This is a genomic window from Pseudomonas sp. BF-R-19 (genome assembly GCF_019956445.1).
Classification (GTDB): Bacteria; Pseudomonadota; Gammaproteobacteria; order Pseudomonadales; family Pseudomonadaceae; genus Aquipseudomonas; species Aquipseudomonas fluorescens_BH.
In genome coordinates, this window is sequence record NZ_JAHBDN010000115.1 from 1 (window position 1) to 10,631 (window position 10,631).

The following is a 10,631-nucleotide window of genomic DNA, read 5'->3' on the forward strand; positions in this document are numbered from 1 at the left end:
CGCCCGCCCCGCACGCTGATCAAGTGGACACAGGCGCCGCCCGGGTTGACGAGGGCGGCAATCACATCGACGTCCCCGGTCCCGCCTTCCATGCTCTGTTGATCCTGGACCCGGCGCAGTAATGCAATCTGGTCCCGCAACTCGGCTGCTCGTTCGAATTCGAGATTGATCGCCGCTTCTTCCATCCCGGCGGACAACTCGTCAGTCAGCGCATTGCTGCGCCCTTCAAGAAACATCACCGAATGGCGCACATCTTCGGCGTACACCTGAGGCTCCACCAGCCCGACACAGGGCGCCTTGCAGCGCTTGATCTGGTATTGCAAGCATGGACGTGTGCGGTTCTTGTAATAACTGTCTTCGCATTGCCGAACGAAAAACGTCTTTTGCAGCAGGCTCAAGCTTTCGCGTATCGCGCCAGCGCTCGGGTAAGGCCCGAAATATTTGCCCTTGGCCTTTTTCGCGCCGCGATGAATGCTCAGGCGCGGAAACTCTCCGTCGGAGAGATAGACGTAGGGGTAGGATTTATCGTCGCGCAGCAGGATGTTATAGGGAGGGCGCCATTCCTTGATCAACGTCTGCTCAAGCAGCAAGGCTTCGGTTTCGTTGGCGGTGATTGTCGTCTCGACCTGGGCGATACGCGCTACCAGCGCGGCGGTCTTGGGGGCAAGCCCGGTCTTGCGAAAGTAGCTCGACAGGCGATTCTTGAGGTTTTTCGCCTTGCCGACGTAGAGCAACCGCGCTTCGCTGTCGAACATGCGGTATACACCGGGGCGCCCGCTAACGGTCGACAGAAAGGCGCTCGGATCAAAGGTGTCGTTCATTTTCAGAGGCTGGCGTCGACCATGCCATGACGAACCGCCAACAGCGTCAACTCGACATCACTGCTGATCGAAAGCTTTTCGAAGATGCGGTAACGGTAGGTATTCACGGTTTTCGGGGACAGGCACAACTTGTCGGAAATGATCTGAACTTTCTGGCAGCCGACGATCATCAGCGCGATCTGGATTTCCCGCTCCGACAAGGCATCGAAAGGCGAATCGTTGGTGGGCTGGAAGGACTTGATCGCCAGTTGCTGGGCAATTTGCGGGCTGATGTAGCGTTGCCCGGCGAACACCAGGCGAATGGCCTGGACCATTTCCGGCAAACCTGCCCCCTTGGTCAGGTACCCTGCCGCACCGGCCTGCAACAGCCGTGTAGGAAACGGGTCCTCTTCACATACAGTCACCGCGACGACCTTGATATCCGGATGACTGCGCAATAATTTGCGAGTGGCTTCAAGACCGCCGATACCCGGCATCTTGACGTCCATCAACACCACATCGGGTTTCAGCTCACGCGCCTTGAGCAGGGATTCCTCACCTGACTCGGCCTGGCCGACTACTTGCAGGCCATCGATGTCAGCCAGCATTCGTGTAATGCCTGTACGAACGAGATCATGGTCATCGACTACTAGCACCCTAATCAAGCAGACACCTCGCGATATGGTCTTATTGGTTATCAGACACCTTAGCAAAAAGCATCTGGCAGACCTAGCGGAAAGCGTCAGATTAAAAGTTTCAATTCATCTTGAAAGGCTTGTCGCAAGCGTGTTGCAGCAATCCAGGACGGGGATATCCAGCTGCATCCTCAGGAAACATTCGTCCTTGCCCACCACCCTCAATCCCTTGCGCTCGTACAACGCTCGCGCCGGGTTGTTTTCGAAAACCGTCAGGCGCAATGCCGGGCGCCGCTCCTGGCGCACCAGAGCCAGTGCCTGATCGATCGCCCAAGACCCCGTGCCCTGCCCACGAAACGCTTCGACGATATGCAATTCGCGGATATACAAGGCTCTGGCATCACGACTCAGGCTGACATAACCCAGCACTTTGTCGCCCGATGCAATCAAGCGGTTGTCTCGCCCGGCCCAGGCCACGTCAAACGCTTCGTCCTGCCACAACAGGTCATGCTCAATGTAGTAACGCAGCATGCCTCTACAGGTCAGTTCGCGGGCGAAGTCCAGGTCAGCAGGCGATGCCTGACGCCATTGACGTTCCATCACGCAGGCTCCACCGCCAATACCTCTGCGGTCCAGCCTGCGGGATTACGCCGGGCAATGACCATCTGGTTGCCGGTACCGGCGGCGGCCGCAATCAGCGAACCGTCCGGCGCCCACACCGCGCTACGTCCTGCCGACTCCCAGCCACCAGTTGCACCGCCATGGTTGGCCATCAACACCACCATTGAATGGCCAGCGGCATAACCCTGCAATAACGCGGTATCCGGGTCGTAGCCTTTTGCCGTGATCAACACACCAGCGGCATATATGCCTGCGCCTTTGAGTGCGGCCATAGCCGCATGATCGGCATGGTTGAAATCCGCGCACACTGCCAACGCAATCGTGTCGACGCCGATTGTCAGCGGCTCGCCCCCCGCTCCTGGCGCAAACGCCTCTTCCTCCCCCGGATGCAGATGCTGTTTGCTGTAGACCGCGAGAGAACCATCGGCACCCAAAGTCAGCGCGCCAATTAGTACAGGCGATGTGTCCGTCAGCCGAATCGGCATGCCGACGACGGCCGTCACGCCGACTTCCTTGGCAAAATCACGCAGCGGCTGCAGTACGGCCGCGTCCGGCGCAATAGCCAATTGCGCCGCAAGCCCCCGTTCATAGCCGGTAAGCGACAATTCAGGGAACACCAGCAATTGCACGCCCTGCTCCGCAGCCACCTGCATGAAACGTTGATGTCGGGCGATATTGCCGGCGAGATCTCCAGCGATGGAGATCGATTGAGCGGCGGCGATAGTCAGTGCCGTCATGATGCGTCCTTGTGACGATGTGTTTTTTGTTGAGGCGAAGAGTGTGTCACAACCTTCGGGGCACTCAAGCGATAGAAAGCGTGGTCGTTGGCCGATAGCATTTTCTGATTGAATCTGCGTACCGGCCTCTAGTAAGCTCGACCCATCCATCGGAGACAGATCATGTTCAACACCTTCTTACAGCTTCGTACCGCCAGCGCCCTGCGCTCGGTTGCGGCTGCCCGGGTGAACGACGGTTGTGCTCCGGTCAGCTTTTATTTTGGGTATTGGTTTAGCCACTGGCGCGCCTGATATCCACACGGCGCCCACTTTAAACGGGTCGCCACCAGAGAATTCTCAACCCCCGGTCGGCCTCCCGACCGGGGGTTTTGTTTTTTCAGCCCCAACACTTTTAGCGACACACCAGACATTCAGAGGATTCAGAACATGAACTACGCCACTTATTACCGTTACGACAGTTTTACCACCTGGCGATTTACCACCCTCCGCTCGGGACAGCCTGCCGCCTCCGATCGGTCACCCACAGGTGGCAAGCACACACACGCAGCCAATTTGGCCAATTGTCGAACACCCCAGTAGGGCCGAGTGCGCGGGCACGAACCCGCCACCAGCCCAGGAAGCCTGAATATGAACTCGTCCGTCTCTGCACTGCCGCTGTCCACCTTGAACCCTGCCAATGAAGCGCTGACCCTGCGTCTGCCCAGCTCATTGCAACTCAAACAGCAATTGCCCCTCAGCAACGCCCTGTCCCGACAAGTCACCGCCCACCGCCAGGCGGTTCGCGCGATCCTCAACGGTGAAGACTCCCGCCTGCTGGTCATCGTCGGCCCGTGCTCGATACACGATCCGAAATCAGCCCTCGAATACGCTGGCAACCTTGCCCGCCTCGCCGCCGAAGTCAGCGACGAAATGCTGCTGGTGATGCGCGCCTACGTCGAAAAACCCCGTACCACGGTTGGCTGGAAAGGCCTGGCCTACGACCCGCACCTCGATGGCAGCGATGATATGGCCGCTGGCCTGACGCTGTCCCGCGAGCTGATGTGCGAAATGCTCCGCCTGGGCCTGCCCGTTGCCACTGAACTGTTGCAACCAATGGCGGCCGGCTACTTCGACGATCTGTTGAGCTGGGTAGCGATTGGCGCCCGGACCACGGAGTCGCAGATCCACCGGGAAATGGCCAGCGGCCTGGGTATGCCGGTCGGTTTCAAGAACGGGACTGACGGCGGTGTCGGTGTCGCCAGCGACGCCATGCGTTCCGCCGCCCATCCCCATCGCCATTTCGGTGTCGATAGCCAGGGACATCCGGCGATCATCCAAACCCCGGGCAATGCGGACACTCACCTGGTATTGCGCGGCGGCCATCACGGGCCGAACTACGACAGCGCCAGCGTCGCCCAGGTGAACAGCGACCTGACCAGGCTCAGGATCCCGGCTCGAATCATGGTCGATTGCAGTCACGCCAACAGCGGCAAAGAACCGTTGCGCCAGCCGGCCGTGTTCAAGGATGTACTTGAACAGCGTCTGCAAGGTGATCGCTCGTTGATCGGCATGATGATCGAGAGCCATTTGTTCGAGGGCTGCCAGCCGTTGAGTTCGTCATTGCAATACGGTGTATCAGTGACCGATGGTTGCCTCGGATGGGCCGGGACAGAACAACTATTGCTTGAAGCGGCAGATCGGCTACGAGCGTAAAACTACGCCCAATAGCCGGCATCATCCGTCCGCCCTCCGGCCTTCATGCGAAGACTGGAGGGCAAATGGCAATCAATGTCCCATCAGGGACTGCACCTGAACCAGCGTCACCCCGGATTGCTGGTGAGTTCCGTCACGGTGCTCGACTGAATAGGAAACACGGATCGTAGAATCTCGATGTTCCCTCCAGAAACAGTAGGGAACGATGAATACCAACGGCTCGCCGGCGGTGTCTCCGGTTATTTCGCGGTCGTCACGGTGATCGAACTTCTCCCCGTCGCACTCCAGGCAAACCAGCTCCCCTTTTTCAGCCCTGGCGTTTTCGATGACGACGGTCACGCCATCCTGCGCATCATGCAGGTCCACCCACCCTTCGTCGGCTTCCAACACAGTGGGTGCTGGCAAAGGTCCCCACTCCATCCTGCCAATCATCAGTGTCGTCAGTTCAGAGTAACGAGGACCATGCCCTGCTTGCTTGACGCAATAATCGACGGAAATGGAGGAGCCCAGATTGAGCGCAATGCACTCCGGGCTGACCCAAAACGACAGTTCGCCCCCCACAGCAAAGGACTCGACCTTGAGTGCATCACTGAAACTTCCTTCGACCGTAACGCCCGCCCAGGTCAACAATACCCAGTCGCCCGCCGCCATGCGCGCATAGGGTTTGATCGTAACGATCGCCCCTTCTTTCACCCGATCCGGATCAAGCGTTCTACCCACCACATCGTTCACCGTCGCAGGCAACAGGTCGGATTGCACGTCACCCACACTCAATTGCAATCGATGGGAATGCACGGGCTCGGCAAAACGGCTGCTCGTGAGTGAGTAACTGATTTCGAGTGAACCACCGTCTAGCGCCGCGATGTGTGCGCTACCCACGGCAAAGATTATCTCTTCGCCGACCCGATCCTCACTGACGAAACGCGCCACCTGATGATTGCAGGCGCGGCCATCGGCATCCAGACCCGCCCAATTCAATAGCAATTTGTCGCCGCAGGTCATGCCTGGATAAGGCTGGAGCCTGATGACGGTTTTTTTGTCAGAGGGGTTCAGAACGCCGTTTTGCGCCTGCTCAAATATGGGAGGTGGCAATGGTTGCTGCGCGAGATTCAAGGTATCGGGTTCATAAACAGTCATTCATTCGCTCCAGTCCTTGGAATAAACACCGAACGGGTGGTTGGCTTTGGATAACGCCTATTTAATCTCACGGCAAACAGCCGTGATGTCGGCCACTTGCTCCGGCTCGCTCGGAAAATCGATATGCAGGAAGTAGGTCTTTGATCAGTAGCAAGCTGATTGCCGTGAAAAGTCCTCAATCTGTTCCGACTAAGGCCTCAACCATTCTTGAGTTTTCGCACTTGTGCTATTCCGTTATTCGCAGGCTTCGGCGGACTTTTCATACACCGCGCTAACCTCGAGTGTTTTAGAGTGAAGTGCCATGCAGTCCCAACGAACTTCTGTGCAAAGGTATGAACATGCAAAGGAATGCAAGCACTTGTTACCCAATACTGCTGGTTCACGGCCTTTTCGGCTTCGAAAGAATCGGCAAGTTCGAGCTCTTTCACGACATCAGGCAGGCGCTGAGGAACGCCGGAGCAAGGGTGTTCGTTCCCCACTTGTCGGCCACCCACGACAACGAAGCACGCGGTGGCCAATTGCTCGCGCAGATCGAGCGGGTACTGGAAGGAACCGGTGCGCGCAAAGTCAACCTCATAGGCCATAGCCAGGGCGCACTGACCGCACGTTATGCCGCAGCGATTGCGCCACACAGTGTGGCGTCGGTAACCTCCGTCAGCGGGCCGAACCATGGCTCGGAACTGGCCGATTTCCTGCGCAAGGCATTGATACCAGGCTGCCTGCCGGAACAGGTGGCCGAGACGGTGGTGACCCTGTTCGCCGACTTCCTCGCGACATTGAGCGACAATCAGTACCAACCGAAAAAAGCCATTGCGGCCCTCAAGGCGCTGACCACCGAAGGCGTAGGCGCATTCAACGACAAATACCCGCAAGGGCTGCCCACCACCTGGGGTGGCAAGGGGCGCGAGCGGGTCAACGGTGTTCGTTACTACTCGTGGAGCGGCGTGCTGCAGTCGAATGTTCTCGAGGCAGGGCTCAATGCGTTCGATCCGCTCAACGCCTTCTGCCGGGCCCTTTCCGGTTATTTCGTCACGGAAAGCGAGCAGAACGACGGGTTGGTCGGTCGCTTCAGTTCCCATCTGGGCACGGTTATCCGTTCCGACTATGCGCTGGATCATCTGGACACCATTGTCCAACCGACCGGCCAGTTGCGCACAGGTGTCGATCCGATTGAACTGTATGTTGAGCATGCCGAGCGCTTGAGAGACGCCGGACTTTGAGGTACTGCCTGCCGTGGATCCCGCGTGGAGCGGAACTTTGAGGAGAAATAGCTCACTGAATCCGGTAGGCTCAGCACTTTATCGAGTATTGAAAGGAGTATTTACCCATGGCTAAAGCCACTGCCCGTCACATCCTTGTTGCCTCCGAAGCCAAGTGCAACGAACTCAAGGCCCAAATCGAGGCTGGCGCCGATTTCGCTGAAGTTGCCAAGGCAAACTCCACCTGCCCTTCCAGCCGCCAGGGCGGTGATCTGGGTTCGTTCGGTCCGGGCCAGATGGTCAAGGAATTCGACACCGTGGTCTTCAGCGCACCGCTCAACGTGGTCCAGGGCCCGGTCAAGACCCAGTTCGGTTTCCACCTGCTGGAAGTGACCAACCGTCAGGACTGATCGACGCTTGAGCTATTCACACAACGGCCCGCCTTTTGGTGGGCCGTTGTGTTTGCGATGCGTAATACGGCTGGCGAGGGACGCGCCGCTAGCGTACAAATTGTCGTTAACGACCACCCGGCTCCAAGGCTGACAATGCGACTGGCTTTCCCTACCTTGTTGTTCACTGCCGTGACCCTGCTGATGGCTGCCGCGGGTGTGAATGCGGCACCGCAACCGGCAATGACCGTGTACGGCGAACCGGCGAAATACCCTGCCGGCTTCAGTCATTTCGCCTACACCAACCCGCAGGCCCCCAAGGGCGGCACGATGCGGCGCTCGGCGATTGAAATCGGTCAGTTCGACCATGTCTTGCCTTACATCGACAAAGGCATCGGCGTCACACAGATCGACGGCTTGCTCTATTCACCACTGGCCCAACGCTCGCTGGACGAGCCTTACACCGTGTACGGTCTGGTGGCAGAGAAGATGGAGCGCTCCGAGGACGGCCTGTCCCTGCGCTTTTTCCTCAACCCCAAGGCGCGTTTTGCCGATGGCAAACCGATTACCGCCGAAGACGTGCGTTACACCTTCGGCCTGCTGATGACCCAGGGCAGCCTGCGTTACCGTACCCAGTTCGCCGACGTCAAAGGCGTCGAAGTGGAATCGCCACTGACCGTGCGCTTTGATTTCAAGAACAACGAAAATCGCACCCTGCCGCTGGATATCGCGACCTTGCCGGTGTTTCCCGAACACTGGTGGAAGAGTCGCGATTTCGCCGGTGGCGGTGGCTATGAAGCGCCGCTGGGCAGCGGTCCCTATACAGTCGGCAAGATCGATTCCGGACGCAGCATCACCTTCGAGCGCAATCCCGATTGGTGGGGCAAGGATCTGCCGGTCAGCCGTGGCCTGTACAACTTCGATCATTTCAGCATCGAGTACTTCGGCGATACCGACGTGGCGCGCCAGGTATTGCGCGGCGGCGCCTTTGACTACAACCGGGAATTTTCCGCCACCGGCTATTCCATCGGCTACGACAGCCCGGCCCTGAGCGACGGTCGCCTGCAAAAGGCCCACCTCGCCACCGAGGCGCCGCAGCCGGCCCAGGGTTTTGTATTCAATCTGGAAAAGCCCATGTTCCAGGATCGCCGCGTGCGTCAGGCACTGGTGATGCTGTGGGACTTCGAGTGGAGCAACCGGCAGATGATGCGTGACATGTACATCCGCCAGCAGAGCTTTTTTTCCAATACCGATCTCGCGGCCCGACAACTGCCGGATGCCGGTGAGCTGGCGATTCTCGAACCGCTGCGCGGGCAGGTTCCCGACGAAGTCTTCACCCAGGTGTTCGAGGCGCCGAAGACCGACGGCAGCGGCGTGATCCGCGACAAGCAGCTGCAGGCCCTGGACTTGCTCGAACAGGCCGGCTGGAAACCCGATGGCGACCAACTGGTCAATGCCGACGGCGAGCCGCTGAGCTTCACCTTCCTGGTCAGTCAAAACGGCATGGACCGCCTGCTGTTGCCCTATAAACGCACGTTGAAACAGATCGGCATCGACCTGAACATCCGCCGCATCGACTCGTCCCAGTACGTCAATCGCCTGATGAGCCGCGACTACGACATGATCGTCACCGGCTACCCGGTCACCACCTCTCCGGGGGGCGAACTGGTCAATTATTTCGGCTCGGCGGCGGCCACCGACCCAGGCTCCAACAACTACATGGTGTTGAAGAACCCGGCAGTGGACACCCTGATCACCGGGCTGATACGTGCCAATACCCAGGCTGACATGCTGAATTACGCCCATGCCCTGGACCGGGTGCTGCAATGGAATTACTACTGGATTCCCAACTATTACCCGCCGGGCACCTCGACGGTGTGGTGGAACCGCTTTGGCATCCCGAACGTACAAGCGAGCAATGACGAAGCCATCGAGAGCTGGTGGGAGATGAGCACCACGCCATTGACCAACCAACAGATGACGGCCGAGCGTATCAGCCGTGGCAAACCCGGAGGGCCGCACTGATGTGGGCTTACATATTGCGGCGCCTGCTGCTGATCATTCCGACGCTGGTGATCATTCTCCTGGTCAACTTTGTCATCGTCCAGGCCGCGCCGGGCGGGCCGGTCGAACAGGCCATCGCGCACCTGCAAGGCATTGGCGGCGCCGCGGTTGGCGGCGGTTCCGGCGAAGCCATGAGCGGCAAGTCCCGGTCCAGCCGCGGGCTCGATCCGCAACTGATCAAGGACATCGAAAAACAATACGGCTTCGACAAACCGGCACACGAACGCCTCTGGCTGATGCTCACCAGCTACGCGCGCCTGGACTTCGGCAAGAGCTTCTTCCGCGGTGCCACCGTCACCGACCTGATCCTCGAAAAAATGCCCGTGACCATTTCCCTCGGGCTCTGGGCGACGCTGATCACTTACCTGGTGTCGATTCCCCTGGGCATCCGCAAGGCCGTGCACCATGGCAGCCAATTCGACATCTGGAGCAGTACCGCGATCATTATCGGCTATGCCATGCCGGCTTTCCTGTTTGCGATGTTCCTGATCGTGGTCTTTGCCGGCGGCACTTCGCTGAACTGGTTTCCGGTACGCGGGTTGGTCTCGGACAACTTCGAATCGCTGTCGACCCTTGGCAAGGTGGCCGACTACTTCTGGCACCTGGTGTTGCCGGTGACCTCGCTGGTGATCGGCGGCTTCGCCACACTGACCATCCTGACCAAGAACTCGTTCCTCAATGAAATCACCCGCCAGTACGTGGTCACCGCCCGGGCCAAGGGTTTGAGTGAACGACGGGTGCTTTATGGACACGTGTTCCGCAACGCCATGCTGCTGGTGGTGTCGGGCATTCCCCAGGCGTTCATCAGTGTGTTTTTTGCCGGCTCCCTGCTGATCGAGGTGATCTTCTCCCTCGACGGCCTGGGCCGCATGAGCTACGAAGCAGCGGTATCCCGGGACTATCCGGTAGTGTTCGGCTCGCTGTTCATCTTCACCCTGTTCGGCCTTCTGATAAAACTGGTCGGCGACCTCTGCTACACCCTGGTCGACCCGCGTATCGACTTCGCCGCGAGGAACGCCTGATGCTCAAGCTTTCACCGCTGGCGCGTCGCCGCTTCGAGCGGTTCAAGAAAAACCGTCGGGGCTGGTGGTCGCTCTGGCTGTTTGTCGGCCTGTTCGCAATGACCCTTGGCGGCGAACTGATCGCCAACGACAAACCGCTGATGGTCAGCTATCAGGGCCAGTGGTACTTCCCGGCCTTCAAGCGCCACACCGAACAGGCGTTCGGCGGGCAACTGCCGTTCCAGGCCGACTACCGCAGCGACTACGTGCAGCAACTGATCAAGAAGGATGGCGGCTGGTTGCTGTTTCCGCCGATTCCGTTCAGTGACGACACACCCAACTATGACCTGAACCTG

11 protein-coding genes and 1 pseudogene are annotated in these 10,631 nt (G+C 58.9%); 7 read left to right on the forward strand and 5 right to left on the reverse strand.

The genetic code is table 11. The features are described 5' to 3' along the window. The 4 genes from uvrC to KGB28_RS30290 all read right to left on the reverse strand — a co-directional run. On the reverse strand, window positions 1-821 hold an 821-nt coding region (gene uvrC, locus KGB28_RS30275), incomplete at its 3' end, for an excinuclease ABC subunit UvrC (protein WP_223449108.1). A gap of 2 nt (window positions 822-823) precedes the next feature. After that, entirely contained in the window at window positions 824-1,465 is a 642-nt protein-coding gene (gene uvrY, locus KGB28_RS30280) for a UvrY/SirA/GacA family response regulator transcription factor (RefSeq protein ID WP_008015884.1), read from the reverse strand. Window positions 1,466-1,561: 96 nt separating this feature from the next. Next, complete coding sequence (locus KGB28_RS30285) at window positions 1,562-2,035, reverse strand: GNAT family N-acetyltransferase (RefSeq protein ID WP_223449109.1); 474 nt, start codon at window positions 2,033-2,035, stop codon at window positions 1,562-1,564. Next, on the reverse strand, window positions 2,035-2,793 hold the full coding sequence (locus tag KGB28_RS30290; protein WP_223449110.1) for a carbon-nitrogen hydrolase family protein: 759 nt from the start codon (window positions 2,791-2,793) through the stop codon (window positions 2,035-2,037). Before KGB28_RS30290 ends, KGB28_RS30285 begins: the two co-directional genes overlap by 1 nt. Before the next feature lie 162 nt (window positions 2,794-2,955). Here KGB28_RS30290 and KGB28_RS31575 point away from each other — a divergent pair, with 162 nt between their 5' ends. Together KGB28_RS31575 and KGB28_RS30295 are read left to right on the forward strand one after the other, a co-directional pair. After that, entirely contained in the window at window positions 2,956-3,084 is a 129-nt protein-coding gene (locus tag KGB28_RS31575) for a hypothetical protein (RefSeq protein WP_263296982.1), read from the forward strand. Between the two features lie 336 nt (window positions 3,085-3,420). Next, a complete protein-coding gene (locus KGB28_RS30295) occupies window positions 3,421-4,485 on the forward strand; it encodes a 3-deoxy-7-phosphoheptulonate synthase (RefSeq protein WP_223449111.1) in 1,065 nt (354 codons plus the stop codon). A gap of 72 nt (window positions 4,486-4,557) precedes the next feature. On the opposite strand, the gene KGB28_RS30300 is transcribed toward KGB28_RS30295, so the two are convergent. Further along, window positions 4,558-5,622, reverse strand: a complete 1,065-nt coding sequence (locus KGB28_RS30300; protein WP_223449112.1) for a hypothetical protein — start codon at window positions 5,620-5,622, stop codon at window positions 4,558-4,560. Window positions 5,623-5,960: 338 nt separating this feature from the next. On the opposite strand from KGB28_RS30300, the gene KGB28_RS30305 reads away from it, so the two are divergent. The 5 genes and pseudogenes from KGB28_RS30305 to KGB28_RS30325 all read left to right on the forward strand — a co-directional run. Then, window positions 5,961-6,842 carry an esterase/lipase family protein gene (locus KGB28_RS30305; RefSeq protein ID WP_223449113.1) on the forward strand — a complete coding sequence of 294 codons (882 nt, stop codon included), beginning with the start codon at window positions 5,961-5,963 and terminating at the stop codon, window positions 6,840-6,842. A gap of 107 nt (window positions 6,843-6,949) precedes the next feature. After that, entirely contained in the window at window positions 6,950-7,231 is a 282-nt protein-coding gene (locus KGB28_RS30310) for a peptidylprolyl isomerase (RefSeq protein ID WP_223449114.1), read from the forward strand. A gap of 135 nt (window positions 7,232-7,366) precedes the next feature. Next, window positions 7,367-9,235: an extracellular solute-binding protein gene (locus KGB28_RS30315; RefSeq protein WP_223449115.1), complete on the forward strand. Its 1,869-nt coding sequence runs from the start codon at window positions 7,367-7,369 to the stop codon at window positions 9,233-9,235. After that, the gene (locus KGB28_RS30320) at window positions 9,235-10,296 is read left to right on the forward strand and encodes a microcin C ABC transporter permease YejB (protein ID WP_223449116.1); all 1,062 of its coding nucleotides are present in this window, start codon (window positions 9,235-9,237) and stop codon (window positions 10,294-10,296) included. Before KGB28_RS30315 ends, KGB28_RS30320 begins: the two co-directional genes overlap by 1 nt. Then, a pseudogene (locus KGB28_RS30325) lies at window positions 10,296-10,631 on the forward strand (ABC transporter permease); the annotation flags it as partial. The gene KGB28_RS30320 and the pseudogene KGB28_RS30325, both read left to right, overlap by 1 nt.

What these genes read in the sequence shown, in the direction of transcription:
- KGB28_RS30285 (WP_223449109.1), bottom strand. Translation starts at nt 2,035, where the DNA reads ATGGAACGTCAATGGCGTCAGGCATCGCCTGCTGACCTGGACTTCGCC.
- KGB28_RS30290 (WP_223449110.1), bottom strand. Translation starts at nt 2,793, where the DNA reads ATGACGGCACTGACTATCGCCGCCGCTCAATCGATCTCCATCGCTGGA.
- KGB28_RS31575 (WP_263296982.1), top strand. Translation starts at nt 2,956, where the DNA reads ATGTTCAACACCTTCTTACAGCTTCGTACCGCCAGCGCCCTGCGCTCG.
- KGB28_RS30295 (WP_223449111.1), top strand. Translation starts at nt 3,421, where the DNA reads ATGAACTCGTCCGTCTCTGCACTGCCGCTGTCCACCTTGAACCCTGCC.
- KGB28_RS30300 (WP_223449112.1), bottom strand. Translation starts at nt 5,622, where the DNA reads ATGACTGTTTATGAACCCGATACCTTGAATCTCGCGCAGCAACCATTG.
- KGB28_RS30305 (WP_223449113.1), top strand. Translation starts at nt 5,961, where the DNA reads ATGCAAAGGAATGCAAGCACTTGTTACCCAATACTGCTGGTTCACGGC.
- KGB28_RS30310 (WP_223449114.1), top strand. Translation starts at nt 6,950, where the DNA reads ATGGCTAAAGCCACTGCCCGTCACATCCTTGTTGCCTCCGAAGCCAAG.
- KGB28_RS30315 (WP_223449115.1), top strand. Translation starts at nt 7,367, where the DNA reads ATGCGACTGGCTTTCCCTACCTTGTTGTTCACTGCCGTGACCCTGCTG.
- KGB28_RS30320 (WP_223449116.1), top strand. Translation starts at nt 9,235, where the DNA reads ATGTGGGCTTACATATTGCGGCGCCTGCTGCTGATCATTCCGACGCTG.